21 protein-coding genes and 1 tRNA gene are annotated in these 24,822 nt (G+C 66.7%); all 22 read left to right on the top strand.

Going from position 1 to position 24,822, the window contains the following annotated elements; all coding sequences use genetic code 11:
* Positions 1 to 153: 153 nt before the first annotated feature.
* The 22 genes from rpmG to JGU66_30910 all read left to right on the top strand — a co-directional run bounded on the left by rpmG (position 154) and on the right by JGU66_30910 (position 24,812).
* Complete coding sequence (gene rpmG, locus JGU66_30805; GenBank protein MBJ6765177.1) at positions 154 to 318, top strand: 50S ribosomal protein L33; 165 nt, start codon at positions 154 to 156, stop codon at positions 316 to 318.
* Between the two features lie 23 nt (positions 319 to 341).
* Positions 342 to 417: transfer RNA gene (locus JGU66_30810), tRNA-Trp, on the top strand.
* An 86-nt stretch (positions 418 to 503) separates the two neighbouring features.
* The gene (gene secE, locus JGU66_30815) at positions 504 to 947 is read left to right on the top strand and encodes a preprotein translocase subunit SecE (protein MBJ6765178.1); all 444 of its coding nucleotides are present in this window, start codon (positions 504 to 506) and stop codon (positions 945 to 947) included.
* Positions 947 to 1,489 carry a transcription termination/antitermination protein NusG gene (nusG, locus tag JGU66_30820; protein ID MBJ6765179.1) on the top strand — a complete coding sequence of 181 codons (543 nt, stop codon included), beginning with the start codon at positions 947 to 949 and terminating at the stop codon, positions 1,487 to 1,489. Before secE ends, nusG begins: the two co-directional genes overlap by 1 nt.
* 102 nt (positions 1,490 to 1,591) lie before the next feature.
* A complete protein-coding gene (gene rplK, locus JGU66_30825) occupies positions 1,592 to 2,038 on the top strand; it encodes a 50S ribosomal protein L11 (GenBank protein MBJ6765180.1) in 447 nt (148 codons plus the stop codon).
* Between the two features lie 28 nt (positions 2,039 to 2,066).
* Positions 2,067 to 2,780, top strand: a complete 714-nt coding sequence (locus JGU66_30830) for a 50S ribosomal protein L1 (GenBank protein ID MBJ6765181.1) — start codon at positions 2,067 to 2,069, stop codon at positions 2,778 to 2,780.
* A gap of 399 nt (positions 2,781 to 3,179) precedes the next feature.
* On the top strand, positions 3,180 to 3,701 hold the full coding sequence (locus JGU66_30835) for a 50S ribosomal protein L10 (GenBank protein ID MBJ6765182.1): 522 nt from the start codon (positions 3,180 to 3,182) through the stop codon (positions 3,699 to 3,701).
* Between the two features lie 93 nt (positions 3,702 to 3,794).
* The gene (gene rplL / locus JGU66_30840) at positions 3,795 to 4,166 is read left to right on the top strand and encodes a 50S ribosomal protein L7/L12 (GenBank protein ID MBJ6765183.1); all 372 of its coding nucleotides are present in this window, start codon (positions 3,795 to 3,797) and stop codon (positions 4,164 to 4,166) included.
* A gap of 179 nt (positions 4,167 to 4,345) precedes the next feature.
* Positions 4,346 to 8,572 carry a DNA-directed RNA polymerase subunit beta gene (gene rpoB, locus JGU66_30845; GenBank protein MBJ6765184.1) on the top strand — a complete coding sequence of 1,409 codons (4,227 nt, stop codon included), beginning with the start codon at positions 4,346 to 4,348 and terminating at the stop codon, positions 8,570 to 8,572.
* Positions 8,573 to 8,697: 125 nt separating this feature from the next.
* Positions 8,698 to 12,912, top strand: coding sequence for a DNA-directed RNA polymerase subunit beta' (rpoC, locus tag JGU66_30850; protein ID MBJ6765185.1), 4,215 nt, complete (start codon positions 8,698 to 8,700; stop codon positions 12,910 to 12,912).
* Positions 12,913 to 13,091: 179 nt separating this feature from the next.
* Positions 13,092 to 13,559: a hypothetical protein gene (locus JGU66_30855; GenBank protein MBJ6765186.1), complete on the top strand. Its 468-nt coding sequence runs from the start codon at positions 13,092 to 13,094 to the stop codon at positions 13,557 to 13,559.
* Positions 13,560 to 13,742: 183 nt separating this feature from the next.
* Positions 13,743 to 14,093: a phasin family protein gene (locus JGU66_30860; protein MBJ6765187.1), complete on the top strand. Its 351-nt coding sequence runs from the start codon at positions 13,743 to 13,745 to the stop codon at positions 14,091 to 14,093.
* Complete coding sequence (locus tag JGU66_30865) at positions 14,090 to 14,848, top strand: lytic transglycosylase domain-containing protein (GenBank protein ID MBJ6765188.1); 759 nt, start codon at positions 14,090 to 14,092, stop codon at positions 14,846 to 14,848. Before JGU66_30860 ends, JGU66_30865 begins: the two co-directional genes overlap by 4 nt.
* 133 nt (positions 14,849 to 14,981) lie before the next feature.
* On the top strand, positions 14,982 to 15,728 hold the full coding sequence (locus JGU66_30870) for a hypothetical protein (GenBank protein MBJ6765189.1): 747 nt from the start codon (positions 14,982 to 14,984) through the stop codon (positions 15,726 to 15,728).
* A gap of 27 nt (positions 15,729 to 15,755) precedes the next feature.
* Complete coding sequence (locus JGU66_30875; protein ID MBJ6765190.1) at positions 15,756 to 16,220, top strand: social motility and stimulation tgl protein; 465 nt, start codon at positions 15,756 to 15,758, stop codon at positions 16,218 to 16,220.
* Between the two features lie 23 nt (positions 16,221 to 16,243).
* Positions 16,244 to 17,002: a social motility TPR repeat lipoprotein Tgl gene (gene tgl, locus JGU66_30880; protein MBJ6765191.1), complete on the top strand. Its 759-nt coding sequence runs from the start codon at positions 16,244 to 16,246 to the stop codon at positions 17,000 to 17,002.
* Between the two features lie 19 nt (positions 17,003 to 17,021).
* The gene (locus tag JGU66_30885) at positions 17,022 to 17,408 is read left to right on the top strand and encodes a helix-turn-helix domain-containing protein (GenBank protein MBJ6765192.1); all 387 of its coding nucleotides are present in this window, start codon (positions 17,022 to 17,024) and stop codon (positions 17,406 to 17,408) included.
* 8 nt (positions 17,409 to 17,416) lie between these two features.
* Entirely contained in the window at positions 17,417 to 18,151 is a 735-nt protein-coding gene (recO, locus tag JGU66_30890; protein ID MBJ6765193.1) for a DNA repair protein RecO, read from the top strand.
* A gap of 11 nt (positions 18,152 to 18,162) precedes the next feature.
* Positions 18,163 to 19,164 carry a carbohydrate kinase gene (locus JGU66_30895; GenBank protein ID MBJ6765194.1) on the top strand — a complete coding sequence of 334 codons (1,002 nt, stop codon included), beginning with the start codon at positions 18,163 to 18,165 and terminating at the stop codon, positions 19,162 to 19,164.
* Between the two features lie 173 nt (positions 19,165 to 19,337).
* Positions 19,338 to 21,632, top strand: coding sequence for a protein kinase (locus tag JGU66_30900; protein MBJ6765195.1), 2,295 nt, complete (start codon positions 19,338 to 19,340; stop codon positions 21,630 to 21,632).
* 83 nt (positions 21,633 to 21,715) lie between these two features.
* On the top strand, positions 21,716 to 22,708 hold the full coding sequence (gene glyQ, locus JGU66_30905) for a glycine--tRNA ligase subunit alpha (GenBank protein ID MBJ6765196.1): 993 nt from the start codon (positions 21,716 to 21,718) through the stop codon (positions 22,706 to 22,708).
* Complete coding sequence (locus JGU66_30910; protein MBJ6765197.1) at positions 22,698 to 24,812, top strand: glycine--tRNA ligase subunit beta; 2,115 nt, start codon at positions 22,698 to 22,700, stop codon at positions 24,810 to 24,812. The genes glyQ and JGU66_30910 overlap by 11 nt, the downstream gene beginning before the upstream one ends.
* Positions 24,813 to 24,822: the final 10 nt, after the last annotated feature.

Consider the following 24,822-nt stretch of genomic DNA (forward strand, 5'->3'; position numbering starts at 1 on the left):
TTCGCCGTCCGCGAGGGCGGTCGCACTGTTGGCGCCGGCGTTGTCGCGGAGATCATCGCCTAGTCGGCTTTGCCGACCAGGCCCCACGGGCACTGAGTGCCGAGGGGAGGGCTACGATGTGGCCTTCCCCTCTCGCATCTGGTGAAATGAACCATGCCGAAGGGTAATCGTTCCATCATCTCGCTCGAGTGCACCACGTGCAAAGAGCGCAACTACACGACCACGAAGAACAAGCGGAAGAGCCAGGACAAGCTCGAGTTGAGCAAGTTCTGTCCTCGGTGCCGCAAGCACACGGACCACAAAGAAGGTAAGGTCTAGGTCGGGTAGTTCACCGAAGGTTTAGGCCAGTAGCTCCAACGGTAGAGCAGCGGTCTCCAAATCCGCGTGTTGGGGGTTCGAATCCCTCCTGGCCTGCCAGCTTCAGTACGGGGCCCCCGGTGCCAAGAGGTACCGGGGGTCCCTGCCTTTTCGCAGTCCCGCATCCGCAGTCCTCGTGAGGCACCATGGCGACGGCATCAGAGGCCAGCCAGCAGGCTAACCGCTCGGGCATGGACCCGAAGCGGCTCGTTGTCATTTTCTATCTCGTTGCCGGCATCGTCCTCGCCCTCTTCCTGGAGCATGTCTTCGGGCTGTTGTGGGCTCGGGTTGGCTGGAACGACCGCGAACTCTTTGAGGGATTGGGCTGGCGCGTTTCGTCCTTGGTCGGCTACCTGCTCGCCTTGGCGCTGGTCGTGGGCGCGTACGTCAACCCGAAGAGCCACGCCCTGTCCGTGGACGTCGCCACGGAGTTGATGAAGGTCACCTGGCCTTCCTGGTCGGAGACCCGGGCGTCGACCCTGGCCGTCGTCGTGGCCTCGGTTGTGGCCGCGGTGCTGCTCTTCTTCATTGATACCGTCGCCTACAACTTGATGGTGGAGTGGCTGCCAGCTGTCTGGGGGAAGCTGTAATGGCGATGAAATGGTACGTGGTCCACACCTACTCGAACTTCGAGAACCAGGCGAAGAAGAGCCTGGAGGAGAAGGTTCGACTCGAGGGCCTGCAGGATCAGTTCGGTGAGATCCTGATCCCGATGGAGCAGGTCGTCGAGATGGTGAAGGGCGAGAAGAAGACGTCTCGCCGCAAGTTCTTCCCGGGCTACATCTTCGTGCAGATGGAGCTGAACGACCGCACGTGGCACCTGGTGAAGAACACGCCGAAGATCACCGGCTTCCCTGGCGCGGCGCAGAACCAGCAGCCCACGCCCATCTCGGATGCGGAAGTGACGCGTCTGACGTCGCAGATCTCCGAGGGCACCCTCAAGCCCAAGCCCAAGGTGCAGTTCGAGGATGGGGACACGGTGCGCGTCATTGACGGCCCGTTCGCCAACTTCAACGGCACGGTGGAAGAGGTCAACGCCGAGAAGGGCCGCGTGAAGGTGCTCGTGAGCATCTTTGGTCGCGCAACCCCCGTCGAACTGGATTTCATGCAGGTGGAGAAGACCACCGGCTAGTCGAAGCTTCCACGCCTCCTCTGGGCGTGGACCCATGGGTGGGAGGGTTGCCCCGTCTGGCAACCCGACTGAACCACCCCCTCGAAAGGCAGCAGTCAGCCGATGAAGAAGGTTACAGGACAGGTCAAGCTGCAGATTCCCGCCGGTAAGGCGAATCCCGCTCCGCCGATCGGCCCCGCGCTCGGTCAGCAGGGCGTGAACATCATGGAGTTCTGCAAGCAGTTCAACGCGAAGACCCAGGCGGAGGCCAAGGAAGGTCTGATCATCCCGGTGATCATCACCGTGTATCAGGACCGTTCCTTCACCTTCATCCTGAAGACGCCTCCGGCGGCCATCCTCATCAAGAAGGCCGCGGGTCTCCACACGGAGAAGAAGAAGGGGTCGGGCGCGAAGAAGCCGGGCAAGGAGAAGGTGGGGCAGATCACCCGGGCTCAGCTCCAGGAGATCGCCAAGAAGAAGATCCAGGACACCACCGCCGCGTCGCTTGAGGCCTGCATGAACACCATTGCTGGCACCGCGCGCTCCATGGGCATCGACGTCGTCGGCTAGTCCGCCCCCACCTACGAGGAATCCTGTCATGGCTCAGAATGGGAAGAAGTTCCGCGCGGCCGCCGAGCTGGTGGACCGCAACAAGCGCTACCCGATCGCCGAGGGCTTTCAGCTCCTGAAGAAGACGGTCGATTCGCGCGCGACGAAGTACGACCAGACGGTCGACGTGGCCATCAACCTGGGCGTGGACCCGAAGCACGCGGACCAGATGGTCCGTGGCGCCGTCGTCCTCCCCCACGGCACGGGCGCCACCGTGCGCGTCGCCGTGTTCGCCAAGGGCGAGCGCGCCACTGAGGCGGCCAACGCGGGCGCGGACGTGGTGGGCGCCGAGGATCTGCAGAAGCGCATCGAGGAGGGTTTCCTCGATTTCGATACCGTCATCGCCACCCCGGACATGATGGGTGTCGTCGGTCGCCTCGGTAAGGTGCTCGGTCCTCGTGGCCTCATGCCGAACCCGAAGGTCGGCACGGTGACCATGGACGTCGCCAAGGCCATCCGCGAGTCCAAGGGCGGTAAGGTCGACTTCCGCGCGGAGAAGGCCGGTATCGTCCACGCGAAGATGGGCAAGGCCTCCTTCACGGCGGACAAGCTCGAGGCCAACCTCAACGCCCTGCTGGATCACGTGATGAAGCTCAAGCCGGCCACGGCGAAGGGCGTCTACCTGAAGGGCATCGCGATCTCGACCACGATGGGTCCGGGCATCAAGCTCGACACCACCGAGGTCCTGCTCCGTCACCGGTAGTCAACCGGCGGGGTAGGGGCCTGGAAGGCGCACGACTCACTGCAAGAGCGCGCCAGGTCCACTCCCCAACATTCATCACTCAGAAAGTTCTGGATCTTTGCTGAAGCCGGGGGTATAGGCCCCCGGCTTTTGCAATTGGGGCGCCATGTCGCGAGACACGGTGTCCCGACCTGGTCCATGACAGCAGGGACCGGAACGGCGGTAGGGACTCACCCGTTGGCAACCGGGCAACCGGTCGGGTCGTCTCATCCTCCTCCGGTTCAAACGACCGTAAGGTCAGCCCTGCCGAGACTGGAGGTGCGGTGCGGTGCCTTCTCGGAGGCTCCTCTCGCTCTCTGCCGCTTTGGCCCAGGCATCACGCCCGCCGACCACGGTGGGCCATAAAGGAGGTGAGTCAAGGTGCAGAAGAGCGAGAAGGAAGAGTTGATCAAGGAACTCCACGAAAAGTTCTCCAAGACGAAGTCGGCCGTGGTGGCCGAGTTCTCGAAGGTGGACGTGGAGACTGTGACCAAGCTGCGCAAGAAGTTCCGCGAGGGCAAGGTCGAGTACAAGGTCATCAAGAACACGCTGGCGCGCCGGGCTGCTGAAGGCACGTCGGTGTCGGTGATTTCTGCTGACTTCACCGGTCCCGTGGCGCTGTGCATCAGCTACGACGACATGGTGGCCCCGGCCAAGATTCTCACCGAGTTCATCAAGGACTTGGAGACGATCAAGGTTCGGAGCGCGGTGGTCGACGGCCGCCGGGTGGACGCCAATGGCGTCAAGGCCCTGGCGAAGCTGCCTGGCCTCACCGAGCTCCGGGGACAGCTGCTCGGCATGCTCAACCAGCCGGCAACCAAGCTGGTGCGGACCATCGCCGCTCCTGGGTCCCAGCTGGCACGGGTCGTTCAGGCCCATGCAGACAAGGCGCAGGGACAGTAATCGTTCCGAGAAGTTTTTCTACCGCAACCTTTTCGGCCGGTTCTGCCCCTCGGGGTGGCTGGCCGTTAGTCGAACAGAGAAGGACACAGTTCCATGGCAGATCTGAACGCGATTGTTGAGCAGCTCTCCTCCCTGACCATCCTGGAGGCCGCTGACCTGGTGAAGCAGCTCGAGGCCAAGTGGGGCGTCTCCGCCGCCGCCGCTGTTGCCGTGGCCGCCGGCCCGGCCGCCGCCGCTGCTCCTGTTGAGGAGAAGACGGAGTTCACGGTGGTTCTCGCGAACGCGGGCGCCAACAAGATCAACGTCATCAAGGAGATCCGCGCGATCACCGGCCTGGGCCTGAAGGAGGCCAAGGACCTGGTCGAGGGCGCGCCCAAGACCGTCAAGGAGGGCGTCAACAAGGACGACGCCAAGAAGATCAAGGAGCAGCTGGTCGCTGCTGGCGCCACCGTCGAGGTCAAGTAGTACCCCGCAGGAGCTGCCTGATTCTCGGGAAATTCCAGGCAGCTTCCTGACCGGATGAGCAGGCCGGCGCTCCCTATGCTGGGGCGCCGGCTTTGCCCATTTGCCAGTTGACAAATTTCCCGGCGCCGCCGCGCGTTACTGAAGTTTGCCCCGCCCGAGCAGCCGTCCCCGGAGACCGAATGCCGACGCAGATCCAGAACAATTTCCGCGCGCGGAAGACCTTCGCGAAGATCGCGAAGATCATCGACATTCCCAATCTCATCAATATCCAAAAGCAGTCCTACGAGAAGTTCCTCCAGGCCGACATCGCTCCTGAGAAGCGTGAAGAGCTCGGCCTTCAGGGGGTCTTCAAGTCCGTCTTCCCGATTCGCGACTTCAACGAGACCTCCTCGCTGGAGTTCGTCAGCTATCACCTGGAGAAGCCGAAGTACGACGTTGATGAGTGCCACCAGCGTGGCATGACCTATTCGGCGCCCATCAAGGTCGTCGTCCGTCTCGTGGTGTGGGACAAGGACGAGGAGACCGGCGCGCAGTCCATCCGCGACGTGAAGGAGCAGGAGGTCTACTTCGGTGAAATCCCGCTGATGACCCAGAACGGCACCTTCATCATCAACGGGACCGAGCGCGTGGTGGTCAGCCAGCTGCACCGCAGCCCGGGTGCCTTCTTCGACCACGACAAGGGCAAGAGCCACTCGTCTGGCAAGCTGCTCTACAACGCCCGCATCATCCCGTACCGCGGTTCGTGGATCGACTTCGAGTTCGACCACAAGGACCTGCTGTACGTCCGCATCGACCGGCGCCGCAAGCTGCCGGCCACCGTGCTCATTCGCGCCCTGGGCGCTGTGAGTGACACGGCCAAGAAGAACCCGCTCGAGTTCAAGGGCTCCACCGAGGAGATCCTGAACTACTACTACGCCACCGAGACCATCTATCTGCTCAGTGGCACCGAGTTCGAGAAGAGCGTCGAGCTGGAGCTGCTCCCGGGTCAGCGCGCCACGCGCGACATCAAGACGAAGACGGGCGAGCTCATCGTCAAGAAGAACCGCAAGTTCACCCGCGCCGCCATCAAGAAGCTTGAAGCGGCGAAGATGACCAAGCTCCCCATCGACGTGGACGAGCTCTTCACCAAGGTGTCCGCCTACGACGTGGTGGACGAGAACACCGGTGAGGTCATCCTCGAGTGCAACGAGGAAGTCAGCCAGGAGAAGGTCGAGGAGCTCCTCAAGCGCGGCATCAAGGAGTTCAAGGTCCTCTTCATCGACAACCTCAACGTGGGTCCGTACCTGCGTGAGACGTTGATGCTGGACAAGATCGAGTCGCCCGAGCAGGCCATCATGGAGATCTACCGGCGCCTGCGCCCGGGTGATCCCCCGACGCCGGAGACGGCGACCAACCTGTTCAGCAACCTGTTCTTCAACTCGGAGCGCTACGACCTGTCCAAGGTCGGCCGCCTCAAGCTGAACTTCAAGTTCAGCCTCGAGGAGCCGCTCGACGGGCAGATCCTCACCAAGCGCGACATCCTCGAGGTCATCCGCTACCTGATCGACCTGAAGAACGGCAAGGGGACCATCGACGACATCGACCACCTCGGCAACCGGCGCGTGCGCGCGGTGGGCGAGCTGCTCGAGAACCAGTACCGCATCGGTCTGGTCCGCATGGAGCGAGCGATCAAGGAGCGCATGAGCCTCCAGGAGATCGAGACGCTCATGCCGCATGACCTCATCAACGCCAAGCCGGTCACGGCGGTCATCAAGGAGTTCTTCGGGTCCAGCCAGCTGTCGCAGTTCATGGACCAGACGAACCCGCTGTCCGAGGTGACGCACAAGCGCCGCCTGTCCGCCCTTGGGCCTGGCGGTCTGACGCGCGAGCGCGCGGGCTTCGAAGTCCGCGACGTGCACCCGACGCACTACGGCCGCATCTGCCCCATCGAGACGCCGGAAGGTCCGAACATCGGCCTCATCGCGTCGCTGTCGACCTACGCGCGCGTCAATGAGTTCGGCTTCGTGGAGACGCCGTACCGCAAGGTGGAGGCGGGCTCGGTCACCGCGGACGTGGCCTTCTACTCGGCGCTGGAGGAGGAGAAGCACACCATCGCCCAGGCGAACGCCGAGACGGACAAGAAGGGCAAGTTCCTCAACGCGCTCGTGCAGAGCCGCCGCGGCGGTGAGTTCATCCAGGTCAAGGCCGAGGACGTGGACTTGATGGACGTGTCCCCGAACCAGCTGGTGTCGGTGGCCGCCTCTCTCATCCCGTTCCTGGAGAACGACGACGCCAACCGCGCGCTCATGGGCTCCAACATGCAGCGCCAGGCGGTGCCCCTGCTGCGCACGGCGGCCCCGCTCGTGGGCACGGGCATCGAGGCCATCGTGGCGCGCGACTCCGGCGTCACGTGCGTGGCCCGCCGCGACGGCATCGTCGAGTCGGTGGACGCCAGCCGCATCGTGGTGAAGGCGGAGACGCCGGCGGCCCTGAGCGACGTGTCGAGCGAGGTGGATATCTACAGCCTCCTCAAGTACCAGCGCTCGAACCAGAACACCTGCCTCAACCAGAAGCCTATCGTTCGCAAGGGCGACCGGGTGAAGAAGGGCGACGTCATCGCGGACGGCCCGGCGACGGAGACGGGTGAGCTGGCGCTCGGCCAGAACGTGGTGGTCGCGTTCATGCCGTGGCAGGGCTACAACTTCGAGGACTCCATCCTCCTCAGCGAGCGCATCCTCAAGGAGGACGTCTTCACGTCCATCCACATCGAGGAGTTCGAGTGCATCGCGCGCGACACCAAGCTGGGCAAGGAGGAGATCACCCGCGACATCCCGAACGTGGGTGAGGAAGCCCTCAAGGACCTGGACGAGAGCGGCATCATCCGCATTGGCGCCGAGGTGAAGCCCGGCGACGTGCTGGTGGGCAAGATCACCCCGAAGGGCGAGACCCAGCTCTCCCCCGAGGAGAAGCTGCTCCGCGCCATCTTCGGTGAGAAGGCCGGCGACGTGCGTGACAGCAGCCTCCGCGTGCCTCCGGGCGTGGTGGGCACCGTCATCAACGCCAAGGTGTTCAGCCGCAAGGGCGTGGAGAAGGACGAGCGCGCCAAGCAGATCGAGTCGATGGAGGAGGCGAAGCTCCTCAAGGACCAGAACGACGAGATCAAGGTCCTCCAGGACAGCGCCTACAGCCGCCTCCGCGGCCTGGTCCGCGGCAAGGAGGTCCAGGGCAAGCTCGTGGATGACAAGGGGCGCATCCTCCTGAAGAAGGGGGACATCCTCAACGACGAGCTGCTGGCCACGGTGCCGTACAAGTACTGGGGCGAGATCTCCGTCGGGGATCCGCTGGACTCGCGCCTGCGCGACATCCTGCGCAACCTGGAGGAGACGAAGGAGGCCGTGAAGCTGGCCTTCGGCGAGAAGATCGCCCGCATCAAGAAGGGCGACGAGCTGCCTCCGGGCGTCATCAAGATGGTGAAGGTGTACGTCGCCATCAAGCGCAAGCTGGCCGTGGGCGACAAGATGGCCGGCCGTCACGGCAACAAGGGTGTCGTGTCGCGCGTCCTCCCCGAGGAGGACATGCCGTTCCTGGAGGACGGGCGTCCGGTGGACATCGTCCTGAACCCGCTCGGCGTGCCCAGCCGCATGAACATCGGGCAGATCCTCGAGACGCACCTGGGCTGGGCGGCCAAGGGCGTGGGCGAGCAGCTCCAGCGCTACATCGAGGAGAAGTACAGCGGCGAGCAGCTGAAGAAGCAGCTGAGGACCATCTACGACGACAAGGCCTTCGGCGACTTCGTGGAGACGCTGTCCGATGAGGAGGTCCAGGACCTCTGCCGTCGTCTGAAGAAGGGCATCCACGTCGCGACGCCGGTGTTCGACGGCGCCCGCGAGACGGAGCTGCACAACCTCTTCGACGAGGGCCGCCTGCCGCGCTCCGGTCAGATGGTGCTGTTCGACGGCCGCACGGGAGAGCCGTTCGACCAGAACGTCACCGTGGGCGTGATGTACATGCTCAAGCTGCACCACCTCGTGGACGAGAAGATCCACGCCCGGTCCATCGGGCCCTACTCGCTCGTCACCCAGCAGCCGCTGGGCGGCAAGGCCCAGTTCGGCGGTCAGCGTCTGGGAGAGATGGAAGTCTGGGCGATGGAGGCCTACGGCGCGGCGTACACGCTGCAGGAGTTCCTCACCGTCAAGTCGGACGACGTGGTGGGCCGGACGCGCATGTACGAGGCGATCGTCAAGGGCGACAACGTCCTGGAGAGCGGCCTGCCCGAGTCGTTCAACGTGCTGCTCAAGGAGCTCCAGTCGCTGGCCCTGGACGTGGAGTTGCTCGAGAGCGCGCCCCCCGAGCGGCAGCGCAGCTTCGGCGGCGACTTCTTGGGTGGTGGCGACGGCGAGGACCGGAAGACCGGGACCGAGGCCTAAAGAAGCCGGTGCGCCCGCCTGACGGGTCGTTCCCGCTCCCTCGTCGAGGGAGCGGGCGGCCCGTTCTGGGGCGGGGGCCCGAAACATTTGGCGCCTGAGGCGCTCAGAAAGTTTTCGGAGGCAACGTGAAGGACATTTTCAACTTCTTCGAGAAGCCGAAGGACCCGCTGTCGTTCAACGCCATTCGCATTGCTTTGGCGTCGCCCGACAAGATCCGCCAGTGGTCGCACGGCGAGGTGAAGAAGCCGGAAACCATCAACTACCGCACCTTCAAGCCCGAGCGGGACGGCCTGTTCTGCGCTCGCATCTTCGGGCCGGTGAAGGACTACGAGTGCAACTGCGGCAAGTACAAGCGCATGAAGCACCGGGGCGTGGTGTGTGAGAAGTGCGGCGTGGAGGTCATCCAGTCCAAGGTGCGTCGTGAGCGCCTGGGCCACATCACCCTGGCCACGCCCGTGGCCCACATCTGGTTCCTGAAGTCGTTGCCGAGCCGTATCGGCAACCTGCTCGACATCACGCTGAAGGATTTGGAGAAGGTGCTCTATTGCGAGAGCTACATGATCCTCAATCCCAAGGCGACGCCGCTGCAGCAGGGCGAGCTGGTGAGCGAGGAGAAGCTGCACCGGCTCTACCAGGAGCACGGTGAGGACTCGTTCACCGCGGGCATGGGTGGCGAGGCTGTGCGCACGCTGCTGGCGGACATCAAGGTGGCCGAGCTGTCCGAGGCGCTCCGCAAGGACATGCGCGAGACGAGCAGCGAGGCGAAGCGGAAGAAGTACGCCAAGCGCCTGAAGGTGGCCGAGGCGTTCCGCGCGTCTGGCAACGAGCCCGAGTGGATGATGCTGGACGTGATTCCGGTCATCCCGCCGGACCTGCGCCCGCTGGTTCCCCTCGACGGTGGCCGCTTCGCGACGTCCGACCTGAACGACCTGTACCGCCGCGTCATCAACCGGAACAACCGCCTCAAGCGGCTCCAGGAGCTGAACGCGCCGGACATCATCATCCGCAACGAGAAGCGGATGCTGCAGGAGGCCGTGGACGCGCTGTTCGACAACGGCCGCCGCGGTAAGACCATCACCGGCCCGAACAAGCGGCCGCTGAAGTCGCTGTCCGACATGCTCAAGGGCAAGCAGGGCCGGTTCCGCCAGAACCTGCTCGGCAAGCGCGTGGACTACTCGGGCCGCTCGGTCATCGTCGTGGGTCCGGAGCTGCGCCTGCACCAGTGCGGCCTGCCGAAGATCATGGCGCTCGAGCTCTTCAAGCCGTTCATCTACAACAAGCTCGAAGAGAAGGGATACGTCACCACCATCAAGTCAGCGAAGAAGATGGTGGAGAAGGAGCGTCCCGAGGTCTGGGACATCCTCGAGGACGTCATCCGTGAGCACCCGGTGCTCCTCAACCGCGCCCCCACGCTGCACCGTCTGGGCATGCAGGCCTTCGAGCCCGTGCTGATCGAGGGCAAGGCCATCCAGCTGCACCCGCTGGTCTGCGCGGCGTTCAACGCCGACTTCGACGGCGACCAGATGGCCGTCCACGTGCCGCTCTCCATCGAAGCTCAGATGGAGGCCCGCGTGCTGATGATGTCGACGAACAACATCCTCAGCCCCGCGAACGGCAAGCCCATCATCGTCCCGACGCAGGACATGGTGCTCGGCATCTACTACATGACCCGCGCCCGCGAGTTCGCCAACGGCGAGGGCCGCGTGTTCAGCTCCCCGATGGAAGTGCGCGCCGCGTACGACCACGGTGAGGTGCACCTGCAGGCCAAGGTCGTGTGCCGCATCAACGGCAAGCGCAAGGAGACCACGGTCGGCCGTGTGCTGCTGTGGGAAGTGGTCCCGCGCCAGGTGGGCTTCGACGCCATCAACAAGGTGCTCGACAAGAAGTCGCTCGGTAACCTCATCGACCTCTGCTACCGCCTCACGGGCGAGAAGGAGACGGTGCTGCTCGCGGACCGCGTGCGCAGCCTCGGCTACTTCCACGCCACGCGCGCCGGTATCTCCATCGCGCTCAAGGACATGATCATCCCTGCGAAGAAGCAGGAGTTCCTGGACTTCGCGCGCAAGGAAGTGGCGGAGATCGAGAACCAGTACCTCGAGGGCCTCATCACCGACGGTGAGCGCTACAACAAGGTCATCGATATCTGGGCGGAGATCACCGAGAAGGTCGCCCAGGAGATGATGGCGCAGATCTCCCAGGACGAGGCGACGGGCGACAAGGATGGCAAGCGCGAGACGCGCAAGCAGCCGTCCTTCAACCCCATCTACATCATGGCCGACTCGGGCGCGCGTGGTAGCGCCCAGCAGATCCGCCAGCTGGCGGGTATGCGCGGCCTGATGGCCAAGCCGTCCGGCGAAATCATCGAGACGCCCATCACGGCCAACTTCCGTGAAGGCCTCTCCGTGCTCCAGTACTTCATCTCCACGCACGGTGCTCGTAAGGGTCTGGCGGACACGGCGCTCAAGACGGCCAACTCCGGTTACCTGACGCGCCGTCTGGTGGACGTGGCGCAGGACGCGATCATCAACGAGTACGACTGCGGCACGATGGACGGTCTGTTCATTGGCGCCCTGGTCGAGGGCGGCGAGATCATCGAGCCCTTGGGTGAGCGCATCCTCGGCCGCGTGGCCCTGGATGACATCCTCGACCCGGTGACGGGCGAGGTGCTCGTGCGCGCCAACGAGGAGATCGACGAGGACCGCGTCCGCCGCATCGAGAACAGCGGCCTGGACAAGGTGAAGATCCGCTCGGTGCTCACGTGCCAGGCCAAGCGCGGCATCTGCGTGGAGTGCTACGGCCGTGACCTGGCGCGCGGCCGCAAGGTGTCCATCGGCGAGGCCGTGGGCGTCATCGCGGCGCAGTCCATCGGTGAGCCGGGTACGCAGCTCACGATGCGCACCTTCCACATCGGTGGTGCGGCGACGCGGCGCGCGGAGCAGTCCAGCCTCGAGAACCGGTTCGCGGGTACCGTGAAGTTCGCGGCCCTCAACACGGTGCAGAAGGCGGACGGCACCCTGGTGGCCATGAACCGCAACGGCGAGCTCGTCATCGTCGACGAGTCCGGCCGCGAGCGCGAGCGCTACCAGATCATCTACGGCGCGCGCATCCTCGTGAAGGAAGGGCAGAAGCTGGAGGCGGGCATCCTGCTGGCTGAGTGGGACCCGTTCGCCATCCCGCTGCTGACCGAGGTCGGCGGTGTCGTGCGCTACGAGGACATCATCGAAGGCGTCACGATGTCCGAGACGCTCGACGAGGTCACCGGTCTGTCGCGCAAGACGATCATCGAGTCGAAGGACCCGGAGGCGCGTCCGCGCGTCACCATCCGCGACGCGCAGGGCAACGTGAAGGACCTGCCGTCCTCGCGCAACCAGGCGAGCTACTTCCTGCCGCAGGGAGCCATCATCACCGTCAACGACGGCGATGAAATCCAGGCGGGCGAAGTCATCGCCAAGGTCCCGCGCGAGACGACGAAGACCAAGGACATCACGGGCGGTCTGCCGCGAGTGGCCGAGCTCTTCGAGGCGCGCAAGCCCAAGGACGCGGCGGCGATCGCGGAGATCGACGGCGTGGTGTCCTTCGGCAAGGACACCAAGGGCAAGCGCAAGCTCATCATCACCCCCGAGGTGAATGGCGAGCAGCGTGCTGATCTGGCCAAGGAGTACCTGATCTCCAAGGGCAAGAGCATCAACGTCCACTCCGGCGACCGCGTGAAGGCCGGCGAGGCGATGATGGACGGCGCGGCCAACCCGCACGACATCCTCAAGGTGCTGGGCGAGAAGGAGCTGGCCCGCTACCTGGTGGACGAAGTGCAGGAGGTCTACCGACTGCAGGGCGTGAAGATCAACGACAAGCACATCGAGACCATCGTCCGGCAGATGCTGCGCCGGGTGCGCGTCACCGATGTGGGCGACACCAACTTCCTGGTCGACGAGCAGGTCGAGAAGTGGGTGTTCGAGGAAGAGAACGAGAAGGTCATGTCCGAGGGGAAGCGCCCGGCCGTGGGCGAGCCCTTGCTGCTCGGCATCACCAAGGCGTCGCTCTCCACCGAGTCGTTCATCTCGGCGTCGTCCTTCCAGGAGACCACCAAGGTGCTCACCGAGGCCGCCATCAACGGCAAGGTGGACTACCTCCGGGGCCTCAAGGAGAACGTCATCATGGGCCGGCTCATCCCCGCCGGCACGGGCCTGCCGAACTACAAGCACCTCGACATCGCGGTGGAGAGCCCCACCGACGAGGTCAACGAGATGGAGGCCGCCCTGGCCGCCACGCACGGCGACGCGGGCCCGTTGGCCCCGCCGCCCCAGCGGCCTGAGGGCACCCAGACGACCGGCGCTGCCTAAGCGCGCTCCGGCTCGCCTGAGCCTCTCAAGCTTGTCCAGCCGCCGTCCGGCCTCGCGCCGGGCGGCGGTTTTCTTTTTGTCCTGGGCTTCCCTGTCCTCGCCTTGACGGCTATGGCGCAGCGCGTTACGTTGACGCGGACTGTTAACCCAATGCCCGCGATGAACGGGGGGAGAGCCACATGACGACGAGCGAGAAGACGGTGGAGCAGGCCGAGAAGAATGGCGTTGCCCACAACGTGGAGGGTTTCCTGAAGGAGCAGTTGGCGCAGGCGCAGAAGCGATTCGAGGGGTTGGAGGGCGAGGCCAGCAAGGTGATGAAGACGCTGGAGTCGCGCGGGCAGGAGGCCGCCAAGGAGGTCCAGCAGCTGTGGACGAAGCTGCAGGCGGGGGAGCTGCTCGCGGACCCGCGGGTGCAGGAGCTGGGCAAGAAGGTGGACGCGGCGGGCACGGGGCTGCGCAAGCGGCTGGACACGCTGCAGTCCAAGGTCGTGGAGGCGGTGGGCGTGGCGAGCCAGTCCCAGGTGCAGACCCTCAACCAGGAGCTGTCGAAGCTCTCGAAGAAGCTCGACATGCTCCTCAAGCCGTCGCGCCGCGTGAATGGGGCGACGAAGGTCACCGGCAACTCCGCGTCCGAACCGCGCGCCTGACCGTCCTCGGTAGGACATCTGGGCTCGCAGGCTGCGCAGGTTTTCCACGAGTGGACGACTGGCGTCCGAGGTAGCGGGCCGTCGTTCCCTTTGCCGCGGGGGTGTGCTTATTTCCGCCCCCTCCCAATTGATCCACCCCCCCGGGCCCGAGTGGGTCCGAGGCGTACCTCCCGGAGCGACCCCATGGACAACAAGCCCGAGGCCCCCCGAGAGAAGCACCCGGTTGCCGAGACGTTCGAGCGCATCTGGAGCCAGGCGCTCCTCGCGGTGAACACCGCGGAAGAAGAGGCCTCGCGGGCCGTCCAGCGGGTGGCGTCCGTGGCGGGGTGGAGCCAGGACGAGGTGAAGCGGCAGGCGCGGGAGTGGACCGAGCGCCTGACGGGGCACCGCAAGGACCTGGAGCACAACGTGGAGGACCGGGTACGCACGGCCCTGTCGCGGCTGAAGCTGCCCCGGCGCGAGGAACTCCAGGCGTTTGGCAGCCGGTTGGAGCGACTGGCCGCGCGAATCCAGGACCTGGAGCACCGCAAGTGACGACCTCTTCCGCCTCGGGCGGGAGGTCCTTGGGGTCACGGTTTTTCGAGCGACTCCATGCCCTGAGTTCAGGTTGTTCCCGCCTGCCCATGCTGGCGGGTGTGGCGCTCGTGGTGTCAGCGCGGGTGGTCCCGCTCCTGGAGGACCCGTCGGCGCAGCCGATGGTCCCTGAGGCGGTGGTGGCCGAGTCGGTGTCTCCCGAGGGGGCGCTCATCGACGTCGTCCTCGCCAAGCGGGCGCCGGACCTGGGGCTCACCCTGCGCCGTCGGCTCGGGCAGGCCATTGACGAGGAGTCTCGTCGCACGGGGTATGATCCGCTGCTGGTGCTCGCGCTCATCGACGTCGAGTCCGACTTCGAGGAGGAAGCCCTCTCCGAGAAGGGAGCGCGCGGGCTGATGCAGATCAAGCCCAGCACGCTGCACTTCCTGGCGGAGAAGGAGGGGCTGCGACTGTCCCGCGAGGAGGTGATGTCCGATCCGGCGCTGTGCCTCCGGTTGGGCATTCGCTACCTGAGGACGCTGCAGGACCGCTTCGGCGGAGACCTGGACCTGGCGCTCATGGCCTACAACGCGGGCCCTACCCGAATCCGCGATGCCATGAAGGCCGGGGACCTGGACCGGTTCCGGCGCTATCCCCGCGCTGTTCGGCGTGACTTCCGGCGGTTCCGCGAGGGCCATGGCCTGGGCGGCGACTGGGCGCTGGCCCAGCGAGAGCTGCCCACGACGGGGGAGCCCGAGCCCACCACGGCCCCCTGAGCTTGGGATGAGATGAATCTCCGAGGTGTTCGTGCGCTCCATGCGAGCACACGCGCGCCTTGTCCCGTCCCGCAGGGTGCGATAAGTCGTTGCAAGTCCCCGGGACTGTTGAAGATTCCCAGGAGGCTCGACCATGCCCCGCACGTTTCCTCGCGCCGTTCTCGCCGCCGCCGTCCTCGCGGCCCCCGCTGTGGCGCTCGCCGGCTCTGTCTATCTCAACGGCATCAAGATCGACGGTGTGACGAACCAGCGGTTCGAGAAGGCCACCGTCCGCATCGACGAGCAGGGAAACATCTACATCGAGGCGCAGGGATACGCGGCGCGGGTGATGTCGGTGCCGGCCCCGGCCGCTCCCGTCGCAACGACGCCCACGCCGACTCCCCCGACGACTCCCGCCCCTGTCGCGGTACCCGCCGCGGCGACGAAAGAGCCCGCGCCCCAGGCAGTCCCGGCCGCGGGAACGCCTCCCGTCGCCTCGCCCGCGACTGTGACACCGACCGCCGCCGTGACGGGGCCGGCGCGCCTCACCCAGCGCTACTGGTTGGTGACGGAGCAGAGCGTGCCGGGGATGACGGAGTACGACATCGACCTGTACGTGAACTCGCGGTGGGTGCGGAAGCTGCGCAACAACGAGGAGCAGGTGGTGATGGACGTCACCAAGAACCTGCTGCCCGGCGACAACACGGTGACGCTGATCGCCCACAAGTCGGCGTCAGGGAGCCGGCGCAGCACGTCTCCGCAGCACGTGTTCCGGGTCATCATGGGGGAGGGGAACGAGGGTGGCGGCAACGTGATGATCGACAACCCGCTCATCCGCTTCCAGACGACCGCGGCGGATACCCAGGACGTCACGAAGGAGTTCACCCTCACCACGCGCTGAGGCGCCGTGAGGGGAACGGAGACCCACGTGTTCACCATCGACGAGCGCTACCGAGGACTGCCCGCCAGCCGCGAGCAGGTCCTCGCCCTGCACACCCCGCTCAACACGCCGCATGTGGCCATCCCCGGCAAGCAGGCTGGGGCCGCCCAGGCCTTCGTGGTGGGGCTGCGCGGAGGGCAGGGCGCGGGCGTGTTCATCTACCTGTACCTGGCGGATGCCGAGGACTGCGCCGTCTACGTGTCGGGCCGGCGCATCCAGAACGCAGAGGAGTTCCGCGAGGACGAGAGCGATGCGCTCGCGTTCCTGGAGTCGCTGGGCTTCATGATGGACAACGCCAACTGGCGCGCGATGGCGACGGCGCAGCAGGACGAGTTGCTGCGGACGCTCCCGGTGTTCTTCAAGGATCCGAAGCACGTGCCCGCGGTCAAGGCGCGCGCCGAGGAGAAGCGCAACGTGGCCACCACCTTGGGTCGTTTCCTGGCGGCCTTCTGACCTCGTACCCCGGATTCCAGCACATGCCTCGCATCTTCCTCGCCTGTTCTCTCGCTGTGGCGGTCGCGCTCGCTGGTTGCGTGCATGTCCCCACCGAGAAGGAACGCAACAGCTCGCAGATCCACTTCGATCTGGGCGTGCAGCAGCAGCAGAACGGCGACGTTCAGGACGCGCTGCGCGAGTTCCAGAAGGCGCTCGAGTACGACCCCGAGAACGCGGAGGCGCACAACGCGATGGGCGTCCTTCTGCACCTCGCCTTCCGGCGGCCGGCGGAGGCCAAGGAGCAGTACGAAGAGGCGCTCAAGCTGCGGCCGACGTTCTCGGAGGCGCGCACGAACCTGGCCAACGTCGAGCTGGATCAGGGCCGGTATGATCAGGCCATCAAGCTCTACGAAGAGGTCCTCAACGACATGCTCTACGCGACGCCGTTCATCGCGCAGGGCAACCTGGGGTGGGCCCAGTACAAGAAGGGCGAGACGGAGAAGGCCCTGCAGAGCATCAAGTCGGCCGTGACGCTCAACCCGAACTTCTGCCTGGGCTACAAGAACCTCGGCCTCATCTACGACGAGACGGGGCGCACCGAGGACGCGTGCCGGCAGTTCGGCCGATACCGGGAGAACTGCCCGGAGGTCGCGGACGCGTACCTGCGCGAGGGCGTCTGCCAGGCGAAGTTGGGGCAGGTGGATGCCGCGAAGCAGGCCTTCTCGCAGTGCGAGGCCAAGGCCAAGGCCAGCGAGCAGGGGCTGAAGGACGATTGCCACCGCCTGCTGGGTCACCTCTAGTCCGTTTCCCAGAGAGCCTGTGGACCACGTCGACTTTGGCAAGTACCTGAGCCAGCAGCGCGAGCTGCGGGGGTTGTCGCGCGAGGAGGTCTCGCGTGCGACGAAGATTCCCCCGAGCCTGGTCGCGGCGTTGGAAGCAGGGCAGGTGGAGCGCCTGCCCGCGCGCGTGTTCGTGCTGAACTACATCCGGGCGTATGCGCAGGTCATCGGTTTGTCTCCCGAGGAGGCCGTGCTGCGCTACGAGGAGGTGGACAAGGCCGTGCCCGCGCCCGCTCCGGCTCAGCTCGAACGCGAGCGGCGCAAGCGGGCCTACGTGAGCCTGGCCGCGCTCGTGGTGCTCGTCCTCGCGGGCGTGTACCTGTTCCTCGTGTTGACCGGGAAGCTTCCCTCGCCACTGAGGCGTTGAACGGGGCCATGGAGCGCTACGTCGACGAAGCACTGGTCCTGTCCACGACGGACTATGGAGACTCGGATCGGCTGGTGACCGTGCTGACGCGCGAGCACGGGAAGCTGACCGCGTTCGCCGCGGGGGCACGCAAGAGCAAGCGACGGTTCGCGGGCGCGCTCGAGCCGTTCATGCGCCTTCGCATCCATGTCGTGGAGACGCGAGGGACGACGGTCCGGCTGGACGCGGCGGACATCGTCGCGGGGTACTACGCGGCCCGTGACGACCTGTCCCTCATCGCGCGCGCTCTCTACGCGGTGGAGCTGTGCCGCGAGCTGACCCGAGAGCACGAACCGCAGGCTGAACTCTTCACGCTGCTGGAGGAGTACCTGGTCCGGCTGAACGCGAAGGAGGCGGGCCCCACCTCGCTGCTGGCGTTCGAGCTGTCGGTCCTGGCGCATGCGGGGCTGATGCCTCGGTTCGATTCCTGCTCGCTGTGCGGGGGGATTCCGGGCGAGCGTCCTCGGTTTGATCAAGAGCACGGCGGCGCCGTCTGCGAGCCGTGTGGTGGTCGGGCTCGCGAGTCCGTGGCGGTCCCCGTGGCGCTGCTGTCTGGGCTGCGTGCCTTGCAAGAGGGCCAGCGCACGCCGCTGCCCGCGGACCTTCGGGCCCGAGCGCGAGGACTGCTCAACGTCTTCATCTCCCATCACCTGGGCCGGCGCTTGAAGAGCGTGGACTTCATGGCGCAGGTGGGGCTCGACTAGGACAGCGCGACATGAGCGACGCGGGGCCGCTGGACGTGGTGTGCGTGGGGGAGACCCTGGTGGACTTCCTCCCCGCGGCGGCGGGGCGCGCGGTGCGGGACGTGGAGTCCTGGCACCCGTGCTCCGGAGGCTCTCCCGCCAACGTCGCGGTGGGGCTCGCGAGGCTCGGACTTCGCTCGGCGATGGTAGGCGTGGTGGGCGCGGATGAGTTCGGGCACTTCCTTCGGGAGCGGCTGGCCGCGGAGGGCGTGGACATCAGTCACCTGCGACAGGTGACCGAGGCGCGCACGGGGCTGGTGTTCATCTCCCTGGATGCGAAGGGGGAGCGCACCTTCACGTTCTTCCGGACGCGCTCCGCGGAGTTCCTGCTCGGACGCGCGGATGTAGACCCCACGTTCCTCTCTCGTGGGAGGGTGGTTCACTGTGGCTCGAACTCGCTGCTGTTGCCCGAGGCGCGCGAGGCCATGGTCACCATCCTCGAGACGGCGCGGGCCGCGGGCCGCATCGTGAGCTGCGATCCCAACCTGCGCCTGCATGCGTGGGAGGATCCGAGCGAACTGAAGGCGCTGCTCGGAAAGCTGTTGCCGCTGTGCTCGGTGGTGAAGCTGTCCGAGGAGGAGATCTCCTTCTGCACCGGCGCGGCGACGCCCGAGGACGCGCTGGCGGCGCTGTCCGCCATGGGCGTGCGACTGCCCGTGGTGACGCTGGGCGAGCGCGGCGTCGTCTTCCTCTGGAACGGGGAGCAGGTTCATGTCCCGGCCCCGCGCGTGGACGTGGTGGACACCACGGGCGCGGGCGATGGCTTCGTGGCGGGGCTCCTGCACGGACTGGTGCGTTGGTACGGAACGCCTGGAGCGCTCGCGCAGGCGACGCGCGCGGAGCTGGAGTCGCTCTGCACGTTCGCGTGCGCGGTGGGCGCTCAGGTGGTGACCCGCCTGGGCGCCGTGGCCGCGCTCCCTCGCGTCAGCGAAGTGGCGGCGTGGCTGACTCGCCGTCCGCCTCCCGCTGGGTAAGGTGGGGCGCTGCCCTGTCGGCCTGATGCGTCAAGGCGCGTTGCGGGAGCGCCCGCGCGCCCTTTTTCGCGTCGCGGATCCGCTGCTCGCACGAGCGGAGGGGCGGACCTGGGGTCTTTTCGACGCGTTGTCAATCGACGGTGAGGTCGCGGCCGGGTAACATGCTGCGGCACATGAGTACGCAGGGAGGCGCCGGAGCTGATCCCGATCGGGGGCGGCGCATTGGAAAATACGAGATTCTCACCCGCCTCTCGATGGGGGGAATGGCGGAGCTGTTCCTGGCCTTCACCTCGGGGCCCGGCGGCTTCCGCAAGTTCGTCGCGGTGAAGCAGATCCTCCCGGACATCAAGAAGGACGACCAGTTCGTCAAGATGTTCCTGGATGAGGCGCGCATCACCGCGGCGTTCTCCCACGCCAACATCGGACAGGTTTTCGATCTGGGCGAGGAGGACGGCGAGCTGTACCTCGCCATGGAGTTCCTGCCCGGCCAGAACCTCGAGCAGGTGGTGAAGGCGGCCGCTCGCAAGGGCCAGCCGCTCCCTGTCGGGTTCTCGGCGCGCGTGCTGCGCGACTCGTGCCTGGGGCTGCATTACGCGCACCACTTCACGGATCCCGCCGGCAAGCCCGTGGCGGTGGTGCACCGCGACGTCTCGCCGAAGAACGTGATGATCACCTACGACGGTGTCGTGAAGGTGATCGACTTCGGTATCGCGAAGGCACGCGGGAAGCTCGGTCGCACGCAGGTGGGGACGGTGAAGGGGACCAGCGGCTACATGTCCCCGGAGCAGGTTCGCAACCAGGCGTTGGACGGCCGCAGCGATCTGTTCTCCGCGGGCGTGATGCTGCATGAGCTGCTGACGGGCCAGCGTCTCTTCAACGGGCCTCACGAAGCCGCGGTGATGATGCAGATCGTGAGCGACGAGATTCCCTCGCCTCGCTCGGTCAATCCCGGGGTGCCCGAGGCGCTGGACGCGGTGGTGATGCGCGCGCTCGCGCGGGATTCCTCCAAGCGCTTCGCCACGTGCCGCGAGATGGCGCGCGCCATCGATGCCGCGCTGGGCTCGGAGCTGTTCGACGAAGACGGCATGGTGGCCGTCATGGGCGAACTCTTCGAGGAGAAGCGCCAGAAGACGCGCACGCTCCTGGAACTGGCCAGCCGGGCCGAGGATGCCCGCGTCAGCGAGGCCGCCGGCGCGCTTCAGCAGGACGATGGCACGGACGGCGCCGCGTCGGCGAAGGCCCCGCCACGCCCACGGCTCACGCCGGATGTCCCCTCGGACTCCAACACGCCGACGCGCAGCCTGCCCGCGCGTCGCCCCGAGCCTGCCCACGCGCCTCGAACGGGGCGCACGGTCGATACGTCCCCAGGCACGCGGACGCCTCGCCCGGCAGGCGCGGATGCCGCGGCGCCCGCGCGCGCGCCTCGGGGGGACAGTACTCCCGAGGGGGCCCCGTCACGGACTCCGCGCCCACGGCTCGTCGCGAAGCCCGAGGCAGACGAGACCTCCGCGCAGACGGGTGTCGAGGAAGCCCTCAACGAGCCGAGCGACCTGCAGACGCAGCGCTTCAAGTCTCGGCCACCGCGGCCCGGTGCGACGCCCGCGCGGTCGGGGCGCTCTGCTGGCGCGCGCAGCGACACGCCACGAGAGACGCCGGCGAGTGGCAAGCAGGGCTCGGGTTGGCTTGGAAAGATTGTCTGGCTGGGCATCATCGCGGGCTTGGGCGTGCTCGTGTCGCGCGAGCCCGTGCGCAAGATGTTCGTGCCCGCCTATGAGTCCGCGAAGAAGTGGGTGAAGGACGAGCTGGATCCGCCCGCGCCTCAGGACCCCACGGCGGACGCGAAGTGGCCGCCAGCACCCCGCAGCGGTCCTCCCGCCACCTTCGTCCAGCACGAGGCCCCGGCCGCCGAGCCGACGCCGCCACCTCCCGCCCCGGCCGAGCCGCCCGCCAAGGTCGAGGAGCCCGTCGTCGAGGAGAAGAAGGACACCAAGGCCGCCACCGCGAGCAAGGGGACGCGCGCAACCAAGGAGAGCGCCAGCCCCGCGCATCGTCCGGGGACGCCGGAGGACGCGGTCGCGGCCAAGGGCAAGCGAGGTCGCCCGGCGACTCCCGAGGCGCCCGCGCCTCAGCGCACGCCCGCGGAGGAGCCCGTCACCACCGTGACGCAGAACCCCGATGGCATGGCTCAGGTGCTCGACACGCGCACGTCGAAGGGCGCGGCGAAGGCGGGCCTGGGTTGGCTGACACTGTCGACGCTGCCGCTGCACGCGGCGGTGTTCGACGGCTCCACGCAGTTGGGGACCACTCCGCTGCAGAAGTTCCCGCTTCCGGTGGGGACCTACCGCTTGCGCGTGGTGGACCCGGCCAGCTCCGAAGGCGCGAGCAAGCTGTTGTCCGCTCCCATCCGTCCGGGCGAAGTGACGAAGCTCCAGATTCGACTGGCCGACCTCCCGAACTACGCGGACTGACGGCCGTTCTTGACGCTCCCGGACCCCCTCACTAGGGTCCGCGCGTCTTTCCTTCGACGCACTGCGAGAAGGACTCGCCAGCTATGTACTTCCAGGACCTGATCCTCACGCTCCAGAATCACTGGGCCAACCAGGGCTGCATCATCACCCAGTCGTACGACACTGAGGTGGGCGCAGGGACCATGGCGCCCTATACGTTCCTTCGCGCGCTCGGTCCCGAGCCCTGGAACGTCGCGTACGTGCAGCCGTCGCGTCGCCCCGCGGATGGTCGCTTCGGTGAGAACCCGAACCGTCTGTTCCAGCACCACCAGTTCCAGGTCATCCTCAAGCCGGCGCCGAAGAACGTCCAGGAGCTGTACCTGGAGTCGCTCCGGAAGATTGGCGTGGATCCGCTCGCGCACGACATCCGCTTCGTCGAGGACGACTGGGAGTCGCCGACCCTGGGCGCGTGGGGCCTGGGGTGGGAGGTGTGGTGTGACGGGCAGGAGATCACCCAGTTCACCTACTTCCAGCAGTGCGGTGGCTTTGACTGCAAGCCCGTCGCGGCGGAGCTCACCTACGGCCTGGAGCGCCTCTGCACCTATCTGCAGAGCGTGGAGAACGTCTTCGACCTCGAGTGGGTCAAGGGCGTGAAGTACCGGGAGATCTTCCATCCGAACGAAGTGGAGATGAGCGAGTACGCGCTCCACCAGTCGGATCCGCAGATGCTCTTTGCTCTGTTCGACGCGTACGAGAAGGAGTGCAAGCGCCTCATCGAGCGCAAGCTGCCGCTGCCGGCGTACGACTACGCGCTGAAGTGCTCGCACACGTTCAACCTGCTGGACGCGCGCGGCGCCATCTCCGTCACGGAGCGCGCCAACTTCATCAAGCGCGTGCGCGACAACGCGCGCCTGTGCGCGGAGGGCTACCTCCAGATGCGCGAGCGCCTGGGCTATCCGCTGACCAAGACGCCGTGGACCGTGGGCGAGCAGCCGCCGGTGCTCGAGGGCAAGCCCGCGAGCGACTACTGGAAGACGGTGCAGCTCAACAAGCCGGTGGAGAAGAAGGACAAGGCGGAGGTGGCCCGTGGCGCGTGATCTTCTCCTGGAGGTGGGCGCCGAGGAGATTCCGGCGTCGTTCATCGTCCCCGCGCTGGAGGACCTGAAGCGCGTGCTCACCGAGCGGATGGCCGAGGCGCGCCTGAAGCACGGCGAGGTGCGCACCCTGGGAACGCCGCGCCGCCTGGCCGTGCTCGTGCGCGACATCGCTGACTCGGGCGACGACGTGGTGAAGGAGGTCCTCGGGCCCAGCGCCAAGGCCGCCTTCGATGCCCAGGGCAAGGCCACCAAGGCGGCGGAGAAGTTCGCCGAGAGCCTCAAGCTGGACGTGTCCGCGCTCGGGCGGACGCAGACCGCCAAGGGCGAGTACGTGTCCGCGCGAGTCGAGGAGAAGGGCCGCCCGGCCGCCGCGGTGCTCCAGGACGCGCTGCACGCGGCGGTGCACGGCGTGAACTTCCGCAAGTCCATGCGCTGGGGCGACGTGGACGTGGCCTTTGCTCGACCGGTGCAGTGGCTGATCGCGCTGTTGGGCGGGGAGGTGTTGCCGGTGGTGTTCGGCGACGTGAAGAGTGGCCGCACCACCTACGGTCACCGCTTCCTGGCCCCGGGCGCCATCGAGGTGGCGGCGCCGAAGGACTACGAGCCCGCGCTGGAGAAGGCGCACGTCATTCCGGATCTCGCCAAGCGCCGCGCGCTCCTCGTGGAGCGGGTGCGGGCCGCGGCGCAGTCCGCGGGCGGCGCGGTGCTAGAGGACGAGGGGCTGATGGATCAGGTCACCAACCTGGTCGAGCTGCCGAATCCGGTGGTGGGCACGTTCGAGGCGCGTCACCTCGACCTGCCGCCCGAGGTGCTGGTGCAGGAGATGAAGAGCCACCAGCGCTATTTCTCGCTGGTGGACGGGCAGGGGAAGCTGCTGCCCAAGTTCATCGCGGTGTCCAACACGCCCGTGCGCGACCCGCAGCTCAGCCTGCGCGGCTACGAGCGCGTGCTGCGCTCGCGCCTGGCGGACGGACGCTTCTTCTTCGACGAGGATCGCAAGACGCCGCTGGCCGACCGCGTGGAGAAGCTGGGCCGCGTGGTGTGGCAGAACCAGCTCGGCACCTACCTGGACAAGGTGGAGCGGTTTCGCTCGCTGGCCGTCTGGCTGGCGGAGCGCTCCGGCAAGGCGAGCGAGGCGGCCACCATCGAGCGCGCCGCCACGCTTTCCAAGGCGGACCTCGTCACGGGCATGGTGGGCGAGTTCCCCGAGCTGCAAGGCGTGATGGGCCGCGAGTACGCGCGCGTTGGGGGCGAGCCGGAGGCGGTGGCGGTCGCCATCTTCGAGCACTACCTGCCGCGTGGCGCCGAGGATGCGCTGCCGTCGCAGGACGGCGGGGCCTTTGTCGGCATCGCGGACCGGCTCGATTCGCTGTGCGGCATCTTCGCCATTGGCAAGGCGCCGTCGGGCGCGGCGGATCCGTTCGCGCTGCGTCGCGCCTGCCTGGCCATCATTCGCATCGTGCTGGGGCGGGGCTATCGCTTCAGCCTGTCGGGCGCGGTGGACGAGGCGCTGCGCTTGCTCGCGCCGAAGATCGCCAACGTGAAGCGAAAGCCGGGCGAGGCCCCGCCGCGCGAGCAGGTGCTGGAGTTCTTCCGCGGCCGCCTCAAGGCGCTGTGGGGGGAGCAGCACCGCACGGACGTGGTGGAGGCCGTGCTGTCCGCGGGGTTCGATGACCTGGTGGCGGCGCACAAGCGGGTGGAGGCGCTGAGCCTGCTCGTGGGGCGCGCGGACTTCCAGCCGCTCGCGGTGGCGTTCAAGCGCGTGGCGAACATCGTCGAGAAGCAGGGCAAGGACGTCGCGGAGGGGCAGACGAATCCGCAGAAGTTCACGGACGAGCCCGAGCGCAACCTGCACGCGGCCTTCACCCAGGCTCGCTCCAAGGTGGGCACCCTGGTGGGCACGGATGACTTCGCCGGCGCGCTGCGCGAGATCACCAGCCTGAAGCCCGCCGTGGATGTCTTCTTCGACAAGGTGATGGTGATGGCGGAGGACAAGGACCTCCGCGAGAACCGCATCCGGTTCCTCACGGAGATTGGCGCCCTGTTCAATCAGGTGGCCGACTTCTCGAAGATCCAGGCCGAGACGCCCGCGTCCGCGGCCTGAGCCCCTCTGG

It is taken from the genome of Myxococcaceae bacterium JPH2, from assembly GCA_016458225.1.
GTDB lineage: Bacteria > Myxococcota > Myxococcia > Myxococcales > Myxococcaceae > Citreicoccus.